Source organism: Ureibacillus thermosphaericus, from assembly GCF_012396605.1.
Classification (GTDB): Bacteria; Bacillota; Bacilli; order Bacillales_A; family Planococcaceae; genus Ureibacillus; species Ureibacillus thermosphaericus.
In genome coordinates this window covers 1-16,195 of record NZ_JAAXPW010000048.1, presented here as the reverse complement: position 1 = coordinate 16,195, position 16,195 = coordinate 1, and the positions used below count along the sequence as shown (strand labels likewise).

Annotated in this window: 14 protein-coding genes and 1 riboswitch; of the genes, 9 read left to right on the top strand and 5 right to left on the bottom strand. The window is 36.4% G+C overall.

The window, feature by feature from the left end:
- Positions 1 to 117: 117 nt before the first annotated feature.
- Positions 118 to 1,350 carry a peptidase T gene (gene pepT, locus HF990_RS13900; protein ID WP_168412834.1) on the bottom strand — a complete coding sequence of 411 codons (1,233 nt, stop codon included), beginning with the start codon at positions 1,348 to 1,350 and terminating at the stop codon, positions 118 to 120.
- Between the two features lie 162 nt (positions 1,351 to 1,512).
- Between pepT and HF990_RS13895 the strand changes: the two genes are divergently transcribed.
- A complete protein-coding gene (locus tag HF990_RS13895) occupies positions 1,513 to 3,207 on the top strand; it encodes a hypothetical protein (RefSeq protein ID WP_168412833.1) in 1,695 nt (564 codons plus the stop codon).
- 32 nt (positions 3,208 to 3,239) lie between these two features.
- Here the strand turns inward: HF990_RS13895 and HF990_RS13890 are convergent, their stop codons facing one another.
- Together HF990_RS13890 and nfsA are read right to left on the bottom strand one after the other, a co-directional pair.
- Entirely contained in the window at positions 3,240 to 3,695 is a 456-nt protein-coding gene (locus HF990_RS13890) for a hypothetical protein (RefSeq protein ID WP_016837655.1), read from the bottom strand.
- 103 nt (positions 3,696 to 3,798) lie between these two features.
- Positions 3,799 to 4,533, bottom strand: a complete 735-nt coding sequence (nfsA, locus tag HF990_RS13885) for an oxygen-insensitive NADPH nitroreductase (RefSeq protein WP_016837656.1) — start codon at positions 4,531 to 4,533, stop codon at positions 3,799 to 3,801.
- Positions 4,534 to 4,938: 405 nt separating this feature from the next.
- On the opposite strand from nfsA, the gene HF990_RS13880 reads away from it, so the two are divergent.
- A complete protein-coding gene (locus HF990_RS13880) occupies positions 4,939 to 6,603 on the top strand; it encodes an amidohydrolase (RefSeq protein WP_168412832.1) in 1,665 nt (554 codons plus the stop codon).
- A 55-nt stretch (positions 6,604 to 6,658) separates the two neighbouring features.
- Here HF990_RS13880 and HF990_RS13875 read toward each other — a convergent pair whose 3' ends face one another.
- On the bottom strand, positions 6,659 to 7,303 hold the full coding sequence (locus tag HF990_RS13875) for a glycerol-3-phosphate acyltransferase (protein WP_016837658.1): 645 nt from the start codon (positions 7,301 to 7,303) through the stop codon (positions 6,659 to 6,661).
- Between the two features lie 145 nt (positions 7,304 to 7,448).
- A riboswitch (SAM riboswitch) is annotated at positions 7,449 to 7,556 on the top strand.
- Positions 7,557 to 7,668: 112 nt separating this feature from the next.
- Here HF990_RS13875 and HF990_RS13870 point away from each other — a divergent pair.
- The 3 genes from HF990_RS13870 to HF990_RS13860 all read left to right on the top strand — a co-directional run bounded on the left by HF990_RS13870 (position 7,669) and on the right by HF990_RS13860 (position 11,259).
- Complete coding sequence (locus HF990_RS13870) at positions 7,669 to 8,970, top strand: O-acetylhomoserine aminocarboxypropyltransferase/cysteine synthase family protein (protein ID WP_016837659.1); 1,302 nt, start codon at positions 7,669 to 7,671, stop codon at positions 8,968 to 8,970.
- A gap of 623 nt (positions 8,971 to 9,593) precedes the next feature.
- Positions 9,594 to 9,983, top strand: a complete 390-nt coding sequence (locus HF990_RS13865) for a hypothetical protein (RefSeq protein ID WP_168412831.1) — start codon at positions 9,594 to 9,596, stop codon at positions 9,981 to 9,983.
- 289 nt (positions 9,984 to 10,272) lie between these two features.
- Entirely contained in the window at positions 10,273 to 11,259 is a 987-nt protein-coding gene (locus HF990_RS13860) for a homoserine dehydrogenase (protein WP_016837661.1), read from the top strand.
- 283 nt (positions 11,260 to 11,542) lie between these two features.
- Here the strand turns inward: HF990_RS13860 and HF990_RS13855 are convergent, their stop codons facing one another.
- Complete coding sequence (locus tag HF990_RS13855; RefSeq protein ID WP_016837662.1) at positions 11,543 to 11,773, bottom strand: hypothetical protein; 231 nt, start codon at positions 11,771 to 11,773, stop codon at positions 11,543 to 11,545.
- Positions 11,774 to 11,950: 177 nt separating this feature from the next.
- On the opposite strand from HF990_RS13855, the gene HF990_RS13850 reads away from it, so the two are divergent.
- The 4 genes from HF990_RS13850 to HF990_RS13835 all read left to right on the top strand — a co-directional run bounded on the left by HF990_RS13850 (position 11,951) and on the right by HF990_RS13835 (position 16,032).
- A complete protein-coding gene (locus HF990_RS13850; protein ID WP_016837663.1) occupies positions 11,951 to 12,871 on the top strand; it encodes a DMT family transporter in 921 nt (306 codons plus the stop codon).
- Between the two features lie 127 nt (positions 12,872 to 12,998).
- Positions 12,999 to 13,691, top strand: coding sequence for a response regulator transcription factor (locus tag HF990_RS13845; RefSeq protein ID WP_016837664.1), 693 nt, complete (start codon positions 12,999 to 13,001; stop codon positions 13,689 to 13,691).
- The gene (locus HF990_RS13840; RefSeq protein ID WP_016837665.1) at positions 13,669 to 13,824 is read left to right on the top strand and encodes a hypothetical protein; all 156 of its coding nucleotides are present in this window, start codon (positions 13,669 to 13,671) and stop codon (positions 13,822 to 13,824) included. Before HF990_RS13845 ends, HF990_RS13840 begins: the two co-directional genes overlap by 23 nt.
- Positions 13,825 to 13,836: 12 nt before the next feature.
- Positions 13,837 to 16,032 (top strand): sensor histidine kinase, encoded by a 2,196-nt coding sequence (locus tag HF990_RS13835; protein ID WP_168412830.1) that lies wholly within the window; start codon positions 13,837 to 13,839, stop codon positions 16,030 to 16,032.
- Positions 16,033 to 16,195 lie beyond the last annotated feature (163 nt).

The following is a 16,195-nucleotide window of genomic DNA, read 5'->3' as shown; positions in this document are numbered from 1 at the left end:
AGGGCTGAAAAGTCTTGAAGCTCGTTATGAAAACTTGCGTCAATTATCTTAATTGAACCGCCGTATACGGAACCGTACGTACGGTGGTGTGAGAGGACGGGAGTTAATCGCTCCCTCCTACTCGATTGTTTCTTCTTCAAAGAGTTTGACGATTTCGATGATGACTTTTGCAGCGAGTTCCATAGTTTCGGCAGATACAAATTCGTATTTACCGTGCATGTATTCTCCGCCAGCAAAAATATTTGGAGTAGGCAGACCCATATAGGACAACTGAGAGCCGTCAGTTCCTCCGCGGATCGGTTCGACGATTGGTTGAATATTTAAATTTTCCATTGCTCGTTTTGCAATGTCTACGATTTCTTTTACAGGCTCGATTTTTTCTTTCATGTTGTAATACTGGTCTTCTAATTCGACAGTGATGGCATTGTCACCGTATTCTTCTTTTATTCGCTGTTCAACCATTCGGAAGTATTCTTTTTTCGCTTCAAATTTGTTGCGGTCGTGGTCGCGAATAATATAAGAAAGAGTTGCTTCCTCAATAGTTCCATTAAAATTCATCAAGTGAATAAATCCTTCATAGCCTTCTGTTTTTTCAGGAACTGCTTCTTGAGGCATGAAATTATGGAATTTTATCGCCATCGTGATAGCATTGACCATTTTTCCTTTTGCAGTACCAGGATGTACGCTGATTCCGCGAGTTGTTACTTTTGCAGCTGCTGCATTAAAGCTTTCGTACTGTAATTCTCCTAGTGGGCCGCCATCCATCGTGTAAGCAAAATCCGCACCGAAAGCTTTGACATCAAATTTATGTGGCCCACGACCAATTTCTTCATCAGGAGTAAAGGCAACTCGAATTTTTCCGTGTTTAATTTCAGGGTGATTTACTAAATATTCCATTGCCGTCATAATCTCTGCTATTCCAGCTTTATCATCTGCTCCGAGTAACGTCGTGCCATCTGTTGTAATCAATGTTTGTCCAACATAATTTTTTAAATTTGGGAATTGGTTAGGGGATAGAGTGCATTCATCGTTTAATTGAATATCTCCGCCGTCATAATTGTCAATTCGTTTCGGTTGGACATTTGTTCCAGAAAAATCTGGTGATGTATCAACATGAGCTAAAAAACCAATAGTTGGTACAGGCTTGTCTGTATTGGATGGTAATGTGGCAAATAAGTAGCCATTCTCGTCCAATGTGATGTCTGTAAGTCCAATTTCGGCTAGTTCATCTTTTAGTACATTTAATAAGTCCCATTGTTTTTTCGTAGAAGGGGTTGTAGAGCTTTCCGGATCAGATTGTGTGTCGATTTTAGCGTATCGAATCAATCGTTCAATAACCTTTTCTTTCATGACGCTGCCTCCTTATTAATACTGCCACTATTGTATCATTTTTCCTTTTTTATGATGAGAAAAATGCTGTGTCAAAAATTACTTGTGTCAAAAATTACTATTGAAATTATTGAAACTATTTATAGCTACCCACCGTAGAATAGAAGAAGGATGGTGAATAGGATGACACAATTACTCATCACGACTCTAATATTTTCTATTATTACAACGATTCTTATCGTTCCAATTACTAGAAGATTGCCGAAAGAAGCTACATTATCATTTAAACAATTCTTGCAATCATTATTATTTGTATTCATCGGTAGTTGGATTATTTATTTTCTATTCGTATATTTGACGAAAATTGATGTGCATTGGACAATTTTCATTTATGCATTACCTGTTATATTGTTAATGGGTATATTGGCATCTGGTGGAGCAGAACGAAATATCAAAGGGATTCTGTTTTTAGCTAGTTTAATTGGATTAATATATATGCTTACAGCACCCATTTTTAATGCGGATGAAAAGTATGAGTCTGCAAAAATGGAGCAAAAAGTCGAAATTGAACCTTTTGATGAAACAAAAACACCTGCCAGCGTACCGCCGCATTTTGCGGAAAATAAAATGAAAAAAGCATTCGGACAGGTGCCTAATACAAGTTACTATGAGCTTGGGAACTTGCAAATTCAAAAAGTAAACGGTGAATTTGTTTATATTGCTCCCGTTGAGTTTTCAGGATTTTTCAAATGGTTAAATGGGGATACAACGCCCGGCTATTTTAAAATGAGTGCAACGGATTCCAATGATAATCCGGTATTTGTTGCGAAAGAAATGGTCTATGTACCGTCTGCCTTTTTCAATAAAAATTTAGAGCGCCATATACGTTTACAATATCCAACACTTATTTTCTACGGTGAGCCTCAGCTTGAGGTGGATGATGATGGTACACCTTATTATATCCGTTCCTATGGTGAATTCATTTCTGCCCGAAATGGATTTGATGTAAAAGGGATCGTCATGGTTGATGCTTATTCAGGGGAGACGAAAAAAATTCCTTTAGATGAAGTGCCGGAATTTATTGATGGTGCTGTATCACCTGAAGCAGTGAGCCTTCAAAATAGTTATTACGGAAAATATGTGCATGGATTTTGGAATAGTCTCTTTGGAAAAAAAGACGTGAAATTGCCTTCTGATGAAGGAACAGAAGCGAATGTAAGTCCAGTCTTTAATCAAGATGGAGAAATGTATTATTTTACTGATTTTACAAGTCCGAAAGAAGGCGTTGATTCGATGCTCGGCTATTCATTGACTCACGCGCGAACAGGTGAAGCGGTGTATTATACTGGGAATTTAGAAGAATCATACATGGATTCCCAAGGGGCATTAGCTATTATAGAGAAGAAGTTTATTGAAAAAGAGTGGCAAGGAGTAATGCCTATTCTTTATAACTTCTACGGTGAAGCGAGTTGGCTAGCTCCTGTGCTTGATTCAAACGGCTTCTTACAAAATTACTTTATTGTATCTGCAGCGAATCCGGAAATATCCGTTTATGGGTCAACACCAAGTGAAGCACTAAGACAATACAAAACTGCTTTAACAAGAGGAGCAAGTACGGTGGAAGGATCAAGTGATGCAGAACAAAAAACGATTAAAGGGAATGTTCTCCGCGTCTATAAAGAGCGGGTAGGGGATTACACAATTGTGTCCTTCTTACTGCATAATGGCCAAAACTTTATTGTTAGTTCTCAAAATGAACCGCTTTCCATTTACTTAAAAGAAGGGGACGAAGTGGTCATTCGGTATTTTGAAACTGGAGAAATGTTTTTACCGGTGAAAGAGTTGAAAATTGAAGGTGTAGTCAATATTGGCCAATAATAAAAATCCCGAGGCATATGCTTCGGGATTTTTTATTTTTGTTCAAGTTTTTCGCTTTTAGTTGATTTTTTTGAACGCTCCTTTATAAAATGGAGCATTTGTTGTTTTCTTAATTGTATTTGTTCTTCTTTAAATGGGTTCACTGTTGAAAAGAGCTTTCTTTGTTCTTCGAGCTGAAGGCGTTCTGATTTAAAACGATTTTTTGGTTCATGCTCAAAAATGTAGTCTAAATGAAAAAACTGCAGTAGTGCCACTTCTGGATTCTCTAAATTATATACGAATTTGATATTCCAGACGTTTGTGTAGGAAATATATTGATTTACATATTCCGTTGCATAGCGATATTTTTGCTTCTGGATTCTTCGTTCGATATTACGATGAATATTCCCTAAGCATAAGTTAATTTCTGCTAATGTACGATAGTAACTTTTAACATGTTTGAAATGCTGTTGTTCAAGGGATAAAGTGACTTGTTTATCTTGTTTCATGTTCATCTTTCCTTTGTAATTACCTTAATCCTTTATGGAAAGAATTTTTATAACTTATTAATTATACCGTTAAATTGTTTGGATAGCTCTACTATTCAATAGATTATTTCCAAGTAAAACCTTTAGAAGCTAAAAATTCTTTAATATGAGGACGTCGTTGTTCGATTAAGAAATCTGCCATTTGTTTCGTCCAGTTTGCCAATTTTTGATTCGAGCTTCTAGAAGCATAATATTTTTCCATGATTGCATCGTATTCATCTAACAGTTCATCATATTTTTCAACATTATATTCATTTTCGTGTAATACAGCTTCTACTGGTAATCTCGGTTTCGTTTCATTAACTTTCGTTGGTTTACCAATCGTCATTGCAAAGAGAGGGAAGACGTAATCAGGCAAGTTAAATAATTCGCTGATTTCTTTCGGATTGTTTCGTGCTCCTCCGATATAACAAATTCCATAACCTTCTGCTTCTGCGGCGATGACAAAGTTTTGAGCAAAAATTGATACATCGGCCACTCCAACTAATACATTTTCCGCTGTGTCCACAGTGATATCAACACCATGTTTTTTTCCAGCCGCTTCTAAACGTTTAAAATCTACGCAGAATAGAAAAGCGGCGCCTGCTGTTTGAAATTGAAATTCATTGTTTGATAGTTTCGCAAGCTTTTGCTTCTTTTCTTCATCTGTTACCCAAATTACGCTGTAAGCCTGTACAAAATGAGAAGATGCAGCCATTTGAGCAGTTTGAATTAAGTCAATAACCGTCTCTCTTGGAATTTCTTCTCCTGTATATTTACGAACAGAAGTATGGCTGCGTAATAACTCTTTTACACTCATGTTTTACACCCCTTATGTATTCATCAATAATAGCGTGAATTTCATCCTTTAAGGCTATATTAGTACACTTTCTTCTAGATGACAAAAATTTGAATTATAGAAGCCCCAATCGATTTACAGTACGTTGTTGAAAAAGAGTACTAGAAGATAAGCTCATTCATTAAGGTATTCCCAATTTTAAAGAAAAAGCACCTGTACCGTAAGCCGACGTGTTCTGTGGGGCACTTAATGATAGTAAGAAATAGATCGATTATTCATTCCTTTATTTTACCAGTTAATATATGGTTAATACTTTACAGTAATTGAACAATTATTGAACTTGTATCAATACATAAAATGTATTCATTATTGAAAAATGAATATCCTATATTGAAATAACGTTCCTAAAGAAGCGAGGTGGTATACATGAAAAGACGTATTTTCATCGTACTTCTCGTGTTATTTTTGGTAGCTTTCCATTTCAAACCAATTGTTGCAGAAGAAGAAATTGTTCAAGCGGATTTAGTAATTGAAAATGTTGAAGTATTTACTGTCGACAAAGTAAACGAGAAAGCAGAAGCCATTGCGGTGAAAAATGGAAAGTTTGTTTATGTAGGAGATCGGGAGGGCGTACAAGCCTATAAAGGTCCAAAAACGAAAGTAATGCATTTAGATAATCAGCTGTTATTGCCAGGATTTGTTGACGGTCATAATTATGCATATTTAAAAGCCGAGAAACTGTATTTATTGGACTTAACCCCTTACTCAAATTTTGAACAATATAAAAGAGCGATTTTAACGTATCGTTCACAAAATCCACAATTAAGGCAGCTTCGTGCTGTTGGATGGAATCAAAATGTGACGGAAGAAGCGGGTCAAAAGAGTGGACAAACTCCAAGAGAATTAATTGATCAACTTGTTTCAGATATCCCGTTTGTAGCTTTTTCAAATCATCGAGACGAGCTTTGGGTTAACTCAAAAGCAATCGAAATTTCAGGATTGGATGTAGAAACAGAAAAACAGGAACAAGGACAAATTGACCTTTTAGAAAAAGGCGAGTTGGGAGTAGTTCAAGGACAGTTCATTAAAGTAGTTATCCAATCTTTGCCTCAACCAGATTTTACAGTAGAACAATATAAGATAGCATTGTTGGAATTTCAAAAAGAAGCGGCAACATATGGAATTACGGCAGTATTTATTCCGTTCCGATACCATTCGGAAAATTTATTAAAAGCTATTGATGAACTTGATCAACAAGGTAAGCTGACGCTTTCCTATGAGTTAGGGTTATACGTAGATCCTTTTAAAGGATTAGAACAAATTGATTCGTTAAAGGAATGGAGAGATAAGTATCAGGGAGAGAATTATAGTTACCAAACGGTGAAATTGTATGGTGCAGAAGTTTTATCAAAAGATGGTTCATGGAATAGGGACAAGTTTTATCAACTGTTGGAATTGTTAGATCGGGAAGGTTTTCGAATACATGTGCAAGCAGATGGGGAATTAGATGAAATTGTAAAGGTGTTTGAATATGTTCGAGAGCATAATGGAAAACAGAATTTCAAGCATACTATTTCCAATATCCCTTTTATGACGAGGGAAAATTTAACCCAATTTCGAAAGTTTGGTCTGATTCCATCTGTTCAGCCATCTCTCTTTTATCACACAATGGGAGTTAAAGAAAAGGTGGAAGAATTAAAAGATTTGCATCGAATGAAAAGCTATTTTGAGCGGGGATTACCAGTTGCATCTTCGAGTAATTATCCTTTTGGCGAGTTGAATCCACTATACGGAATTGAAACGGGAATGACTAGACTTCATGCAAAAGAAGAAAAAAATCTTAAACCATTATGGCCAAAAGAAAGTGCTACGTTGAAACAAATGCTTCGTAGTTACACCATCTATGCGGCAAGACAAATAGGAAAAGAAGAATGGATTGGGAAGATTCGTGTGGGGAAACAAGCAGACTTTATCATATTAGATAAAAATATCTTTAAAATACCTCCTAGTGAGATAAGTGAAGCGAAAGTCGTGTTAACTTATTTTAAGGGAAAAGAAATATATCGTGATAATTCTCATATCGATGAATGAAATAAAAAGAACCTCCCGTAGTTGTTAGGTGTATTACCTTTACGGGAGATTTTTTTTATGCGGTTTCATCTTTCTCTCTTTTAAAAGCTGCGTTGATGGTTGGTTCTGTCCCGAGTTTAATGCGTTTAATGTTTTCTAAATGTAAAATCGTTGCAACCAATAACAGCAATATTACGATGATAAATGGCCAAATAGTTGGTTCAAACAGCAAAGAGTTTATAGCAAAAACGATATACAAAAAGAATACACCGATAATTAAATAGTTGGATAATAAGGAAACTATGACAAGAGCTATCATAGAAAGTAGACCAAATTTCCAATTGATTGCAAGGAAAATTCCGATGAGGGAAGCAGTTCCTTTACCGCCTCTGAAATGCATATGAATGGGAAAATTATGACCTAGAATTACTGCGGCACCTGTCAAATAGAGCAATATTGAGATTTGTTCAGTTTCAAATAGTGTATAGTGATCTAAAAAATATCTTGTTAAGATAATCGCAAAAACTCCTTTTCCGATATCAATGAATCCAACAAGTATGCCGTATTTCCAGCCCAGCGTAAGGGTAGCGTTGGAAGCTCCTGCATTGCCGAGTCCAGCTTCTTTTAAATTCACACCGGAAAGTAATTGTGCTGCATTTGACCCATGAATACATCCAATAAAATAGCCGACAATAAGAAATGTAATCACTGCAGTTATCATTCTATTGGACTCCTTTATAGAAAAGTGCATTTTAATATATTATACTCAATAAAATAAAAAATAGTTTCAAATTTTTTAAAAAATTAGTTGACAGAGTGGCATACTATGTTTTATAGTTAATCCAACGATGGAAATCAAATCAATACTCTTATCAAGAGAGGCGGAGGGACTAGGCCCTATGATGCCCGGCAACCGGCAAGAAAATTGCAAAGGTGCTAAATCCTACAGATCATATTGATCTGAAAGATAAGAGGAGGAAATGTACGTGCATACAACACCCTCTTCTTATATAAGAAGAGGGTTTTTGTTTTACTTCAATGCCTCCTCAAGAAATCCATCAATTATTTATTTAGGAGGAGAAAACGATGTCCGAATTCAAGCCAGAAACGTTATTACTTCACGGTGGCCAACAACCTGACCCTACTACAGGTGCTATTGCTGTTCCTATTTATCGCACAACAGCATATGCATTCAAAGACACAGAACATGCGCGCAAATTATTCGCTCTTGAAGAAGTTGGTAATATTTATTCTCGCATTATGAATCCAACTGTAGATGTATTTGAAAAGCGTGTTGCTTTACTAGAAGGTGGTACTGCAGCTGTTGCTTTATCTTCCGGTCAGGCGGCGATTGCATTCTCCATTTTAAACATCGCTAATGCAGGAGATGAAATTGTTTCAGCTGGTTCCTTATATGGTGGAACATACAACTTATTTGCAAACACATTGCCGCGCTGGGGAATTACTACTAAATTTGTAGACGAAAGAGATCCAGAAAACTTCCGCAAAGCGATTACGGACAAAACAAAAGCGATTTATGCTGAAACGGTAGGAAACCCTAGTTTAAATATTTTAGATATTGAAGCGGTGGCAAAAATTGCTCACGAAAATGGCATACCATTAATTATCGACAATACGTTCCCATCTCCATATGGATGCAACCCAATTGAATTTGGAGCAGACGTCGTAATACACTCTGCGACAAAATGGATTGGGGGACACGGTACAACAATCGGAGGAATTGTTGTAGATGGGGGTAAATTTGACTGGACACAAGGTCGATTCCCAGGATTCACTGAGCCCGATCACACATATCACGGAATTCGTTATGGTATTGATACAGCCGAAGCTGCTTTTGCAACAAAATTACGTGTACAATTATTACGTGACTTAGGTCCAACTTTAGGGCCAGATGCAGCGTTTAGCTTCTTACAAGGTTTAGAAACCCTTCATCTTCGTTATGTAAGACATGGTGAAAATGCAGAAAGAATTGTGGAATTCTTGAAAAACCACCCATACGTAGAATATGTGAATTATCCAGGGGATGAAAACTTCCCATCTCACCACCTTGCGAAGAAATATTTAAAAAACGGTTACGGATCAATGGTAACATTCGGAATTAAAGGTGGTCGTGAAGCAGGTCGAGTGGTAATTGACAACGTGAAATTATTCTCTCACGTAGCGAATGTTGGAGATGCAAGATCGCTCATTATTCATCCTGCATCAACAACTCACCAACAATTATCTGCTGAGGAATTAAAAATTGCTGGAGTAGGGGAAGAACTCATTCGCTTATCCATCGGCTTAGAAAATGTAGATGACATTATTGCAGATTTAGATCAAGCTTTAGCAAAAGCTGAGGCAGAATTTAGTGTAAATAAGGCTTAATCATTCGTTCAAGCCCTCTAAGAACCGCTATTGAATCGCTAATAATAGCTGCTCATTTGCCGCTGTTAAAAAATAAAGCATTAAACGCTCCCATAATAGTCGTTTATGAGAAGAAGTTGCTCATTTGCAACATTAAAATCCTCTGTGATTCAAGAGAAAAAATGCTCATTTGCAGAGAAAAATTTAATAGGAAAGTGCTGCTCATTAGCAGCTGATCCAATTATCCAAAGTTTCTTAAAATGATTGATTGAGTAAGGCTGCTCATTTGCAGTAGATAATTCAAATTTTCCTCAAAGGCGCTTCATCGAAAGGCTACTCATTTGTAGCAAAAATAATTTAATACGATGTGAGTTGTATTCCCATTCGAATACAATTCACATTAATAAATAGGCTGATCTGTCATTTTGGTAGAACCAATCGTTCTCAATTCTAGACACCCCATTTTCGATATATAAAATTAATTCCTAGTAAATTAATTAGGTTACTTGAATTTTATCGTTTAATCATTTATAGTGTATATAAGAGTTGATTGAATGCTATTGTATTTGGTATTTTCAATAATCCCCCCTAAATGTTTAAGGAAAGCCTTTAATGGCTTTCCCCTTTAAAAGGAGTTGAATCCTATGAAAAAGATTTATAGTGCCCAAAATTTTGCGGCTTATATCATATACGAATTAAATGACATGAATACTTTTGTAAATGCAAAATCATTGCAACATTTGCTTGAAATAGTAAAAAAACAGTGGGAAAGTGTTTTTGGATACAGCCCGTATAAAGAGCAAACCTATACGCTTTTAACACACGGGTATATAGTAAAAGAAGTATACGATGCATATAAAGAATTGGGTGAACAACCAATTTTAGAACCTGCAAAAGAATGGTTTTTAACATATGGGGATTTCCAATTGATAAGAAGACCTTTTGCTGTTCCTGCCTTTTCAGTGGAAGAAGAACGATTGATGAGAAAGATTTTACGTAACTATCAAACTGCATTATTAGTGCATGCATCATGATAAGATGAATGACTGGTCAGTACAATAATATAGTACTGGCTTTTTTATTTTAACGAAAAATGAATCAGTTATGCATTTATCTGCCCTTCTGAAGAAAACAATTGTCCTTCTTGGGTAGAATTCCCTTGAGTTCCTTTGAAATATACGTTAAAATTTCTGTATGTTTCAAAAAATATTGAATTTTTTATTATTTTCATCCGCTGAAGAAAGTGTTTGTGTAGTACGAATTCGCTGCACTCACTATTCAACAATGTAATTTCATGGAAAGAAAGATGGAGGCGAAAAGGAAATGGCAACAATCAAGGCGGCCATCTTAGGATTTGGCACAGTAGGTCAAGGCATTTATCATATATTGAATGAAAAGCGAGAAGATTTACGTAATAAATTAGGTGTCGAACTAGAAGTGGCAAAAATTTTAGTGCGTGACACTACAAAGGAGCGAGTTCCAGGAACGCGACATCTATTGACGGATAGTATTGATGATTGCTTATCTGTTAAGGGGTTGCAAGTTGTTTTTGAAGCCATTGTAGGAGAAGAACCCGCATACACATATTTGAAAAAAGCGGTTATGAATAAATGTCATGTTATAACAGCGAATAAAGTCATGTTTGCAAAATACGGACTTGAATTGCAGGAGCTTGCGAAACAAAATGGCGTTTTTGTTGGATTTGAAGCAACAGTGGCAGGCGGAGTACCTGTGATTAAAACTATGAAAAATATTTTGCTTGTGAATGATGTTTCAAAAATACAGGGCATTTTAAACGGTACTTCCAATTACATTTTAACAAAAATGCGTGCGGAAGGATGGTCTTTCGAAGAAGCGTTGAAAGAAGCACAAGCACTTGGATATGCAGAGGCGGATCCATTTATGGATATTTCGGGTCAAGATGCTTTTAAAAAGCTCATGGTTTTATCTGCCCTAGCTTTTGGTGAGCAGCCGAACTGGAATGATGTAAAAGTAATAGGAATCGATGACATTACGCCGGAACAAGTGAAAGAGGCAACTGAAAAAGGACTAAGGTATCGTCACGTCGCAGAAGTGGAAAAGTTAGCAGACGGTACAATTTTTGCCCAAGTTGGACCAATGCTAGTTGATAAAGAACACCCACTTTATCCAATTGACGATGTATTTAATGCGGTTACGATGGAAACAAACTATATCGGAACGCTGACTCTTGTTGGCCCAGGTGCTGGAATGTATCCAACTGCAAGTGTGATGGTAGAAGATTACGCTGAAATTATCGGAAAACGTGCTGGTTTTGTGGTAACAATATAAAATAGTTGCTTCTGGAAATGCTTCTGAAAAACTTTCGGTTTAAGAGGCATTTTATTTTCTATAAATCTTAAAGATTATATTCAAAAATTCATATGATGAACTTCATCGTAAGAATCAACATTTATATTTTATTTTAAGCATTGAGAATTGTGCTATCTGAAATGATGTCTTAATTTTATGGTAGGGGGATGAAGCCATTGAAAGGAAATATAATTGGAGAAAAAATGATCATCCATGTGGGGTTGGATGATCATTTTTTAATATGCTGCATTGACAACCCTTGTTAATCTTCATCTTTGACGTCAATATCTTCTGGTATCGGCGTGTTCCGCCAAAGTTCAATCTCTTCCTTTATTTGCTTTAATTGTTCGTGGTATGTTTCAAATTGAGCGCTATTGATGAGAAATTGTTCTCCATCATGAACTGCTTTAATACGCCCTTCATAAATGTAACGCAGGACCATTTCTTCAGGCATTGAAATATCTTTTGCCGTCTCGCTCACTGTTTTGTACACAACATGACCCGCCTTTCATTTATGATTTCCCTTAAAGAAAATTTCTGACTAATGGTAAGTTTATTTTACAATATTATTATGGGAATCGGAGAGTTTTTTAAATCAAAATTCCGATGTTGCCAATTAAAAATTATGATAGCATTACAGTAAATTGTATTTTGAGTGGGAGGATATGCAATGAACATATTGCCATATATCTTTGTATTGCTTGCAGCGATGTTTTGGGGAACCGTTGGGACAACCCAAACTTTTTTACAGGAAGGCATTTCACCGATTGCTGTTGCTGGAGTACGATCAGCGATTGGAGGAGGGGTATTACTCATTGCAGTCCTCGGGATGCGAAAAATCAACTTAAAAAAATGGTCTTGGAAATGGACGATTTTAGCTGCACTGACAATTGCTTTATTCCAAAGTTTATTTTTTACGTCTGTTCGTTACACAGGAGTTGCTGTTGGGACGGTCGTTACGATTGGAAGTTCGCCGGTGTTTGCAGGAATTATTGAATGGTTGATTTTTAAACGTCGCCCAAGTAGAGTTTGGGGAATTGCCACGTTGCTGGCGATTATCGGTTGCATCTTGTTATTTGTTAATCGTGGAGAAACGACGATTCATCCTCTAGGAATCTTACTTGCCCTATGTGCTGGTTCGATGTTTGCTCTTTACACGAATAGCAGCAAGCAATTAACTGAAAGGGAAGAGACGTTACCAAGTGTTGCGATAACCTTTACGTTATCCGCTATATTTTTACTGCCTTTTTCTCAAAATGGTGTTTCGTGGGTGTTAAATACGCAAAATCTTTGGCCTATGCTCTTTATGGGGCTCTTTGCCACGAGTTTAGCTTACATATTGTATTTAGCGGGTCTTGAGAAAATCAGTTCTTCTTCTGCGGTGACGTTATCGTTAGCGGAGCCTTTAACGGCAGCGTTACTCGGCGTGTTTCTAGTTGGAGAATATTTAAGCCCTACTAGTTGGATTGGCGTAATGTTACTGCTTGGAGGCATATTGGTGCTGACTCTTGGTAGTAGAAAATCGGTTAAACAGACGAAAGAAGTAAATTTACAACAGCAAAATGATGTTGTATCTAAAGAGACTACTTAAGGGGAACCTTGAGTAGTTTTTCTTTTCTTTTTGTTGTTCTTCAGAAATTCTTAAGATTTTCCCTAGCAATTTTGTAAGAAACATACTTTATGATAAAACTATAAGAAAAAGAGATGAGGAGATGCGAATGCAACTTACTGTACTTGTAACAGACGATGATCAGGACATTCGTGACGGCATCGAAATTTATTTAAAAAACGAAGGATACAATGTGTTGAAGGCAAAAGACGGAAAAGAGGCTCTCGAAATTCTTTCCAAAAATGAAGTGCATCTGATTATCCTTGATATCATGATGCCGAATTTAGATGGCATTCAAGCAACGTTTAGGATTCGGGAGGAACGAAATATCCCAATTATTATGCTCAGTGCGAAAGCGGAAGATACAGATAAAATACACGGACTTTCAATTGGTGCAGATGACTACATTACAAAACCTTTTCATCCGTTAGAGCTGATAGCTAGAGTAAAATCCCAATTAAGACGATATACCCAACTTGGTACGTACAATGGAACAACCAATTCGAAAATCGAAGTAAATGGTTTATCAATCGATCGTGAAGCAAAAGAAGTTCGACTCAATGGAGAAATTGTCAAGCTCACCCCGATTGAATATAAAATTACCGAGCTATTGCTCACGAATGCTGGTCGCGTCTTTTCGATACAAGAAATATATGAACGGGTTTGGAACGAAGAGGCGTACAATGCAGAAAATGTCGTTGCTGTACACATTCGAAAAATACGGGAAAAAATTGAGGCAGATCCAAAAAATCCGAGATATTTAAAGGTTGTGTGGGGCATTGGTTACAAAATTGAAAAATAAGTTAGAAGCCGGTTTGATGGGAGCAAGTCTCATTGCATCGATTATCGGCATTATATTGATTATTAGCTTTACGATTCGTTTTTTAACAAAAGAATGGAACAACATTATCACGTTCTTTGTCAAGATCTTTTGAGGAGGAAATGATATGAAAGAAAAAAGTAAAATACTCCTCTCTCTTTTTCTTATATCTTGGACTCTTTTTTCAGTTTTCTTATTAATTACTTATGGCTCACAATATATCGGAAAATCTTACTTTGATTCGAATTCCTTTAAAGGAAATTTAGAAAATTTTAAAAGTGAAATAGGGCGATATGTATTAGAACCGTTTGATGTGGAAGAGGCAAAAAAGCAAATTACTGTAACAAAAGAGGAAATTGAATATCACCGAAATTATTATGGGTCGCTAACCGATCAAGTGGAAAATATTAAATATCAATATCAAGAACGAATTGAACAAGCTGCTGACGATCCGGAATTGAAAGAATTGCTTCTACATGAACGGGATCAAAAAATTGAAGATATTAAGAAAAACTTTCAGGATGATAGTCACGTAGAGGAAAAAATTCGGCAGCAAAAAGAGGCAATTATTCACCGGTACGCTGTTTTAGAGAATGAAAATAAAAAGGCGTTTTTAGATGAGTATAATTATTTTGCTTACAGTTTACGAAATATTGAAACGGGAGAAACCTTTCAATCTGGCGATGTGAATGCGGAAGCGGTGTTTAAAGAGAATTTTGGAGATAAAAATTCGTATTTAGTCGTAAACAGTTCAAGAACGATTTCCCCAAATGAATATGACTACACAATTATGAAGCCAGAGATGACGATTGAAGGAAAAGTATCTCGTTATGAAGGTACTATCATCATTCCAAAATCGATGATGCAGAATACTCAATTTAAAGAAGATTATCAAGTGTTTATGACTGTAAAAATAATACTTTATAGCATTTGGGCTACTTCTTTGTTGGCGATTGTTGGGGTGATGACGGTAGCGAAGCCGTCCTTTAGAGACTTTTTATTTGAAAACCGCTTAAAAGAATACTTTTTAAAAATGCCGATTGACTTACGTATTGCTGCAACGTTATTTGCAATAATGATTACGTCTTTAATATTTGACATTACAGGTAATTTCATCCGATTCAATTATTATTACATGAATCATGAATGGATTCAAATCGGCATTCATTTAGCAATCGACTTAGTATTAATTTATATTTTTACAAGCATTAGTATTTTGGGAGCACTATGGACTTGGGAATCCGTGAACAATGAAGAAAATATTAAATATGAGTGGAAAAGATCATTAGCTTATCGTTTATCTGACGGCATTCAAGATTTATTTTTATCTCGGTCAATCGGAATACAAGCTTTGGCAATTTTAACGGTTGCATTTTTGGCAGGATTCGGGCTTGCGATTGTTTTCATAGAGCCAATTTTTCTATTAGTTTATGCAATACTGTTTATCTTCATTGCATTACCAGCCTTGATTCTCTTTTTACGAAATGCAGGGTATTTGAATCGAATTATGAAGCAAACGAAAGATATGGCAGAAGGACGTTTGACGAGAGAAGTACAGGTAAAAGGGAAATCACCTCTTGCACAACATGCACAGAATTTAAACGAGTTGCAAGAAGGGGTTCGGAAATCTTTAAGCGAACAGGCGAAAAGTGAACGATTAAAAACGGAATTAATTACAAATGTGAGCCATGATTTGAGAACACCACTCACATCAATTATTACTTATACAGATTTATTAAAAAATCCCAATATTACAGAGGATGAGCGGAAAAGATATATCGAAATATTAGAGAATAAATCCCACCGTTTAAAAACGCTTATTGAAGATTTGTTTGAAGTGTCAAAAATGTCTAGCGGGAACGTGGAATTAAAAAAGGAACGAATTGATTTAACACAGTTATTGCAGCAGGCGATTGGCGAACATAAAGAAGCTTTTGAAAAAGCGAATTTAGATCTTCGCGTTATGTTACCAAATGAGCCCCTTTATGCCTATGTAGACGGACAAAAATGGTGGCGAGTGATTGATAATTTAATTGTAAATGCATTGAAATATTCATTAGAAGGTACTAGGGTATATATTACATTGAAAAAGGTAGATTCAGTTGCTGAATTAGCTGTGAAAAATATCGCAAATTATGAATTAGGTGATAACGTAGAGGAATTAACAGAACGTTTTAAACGAGCTGATGAGTCGCGGCATACGGAAGGTTCAGGCCTAGGACTTGCCATCGCTCAATCGATTGTGGATATGCATAATGGAAAATTGAGAATTAGCGTCGATGGTGATTTATTTAAAGTTGTTGTGACGGTGACTGCGGAATGATGGAGAGGTTGCGATATGAAATTCGCAACCTTTTTCTTTGTGCGCCCGGCATGTACATGAACTATAGGGTGTAAGTCCCGAACCCCGAAGACAGAAGTAGAGGTTAGCCAAGAGCAAGGGTGTCCGTGGTGACGCGGAATCTGAAGGAAGCTGGAGGCAAAAC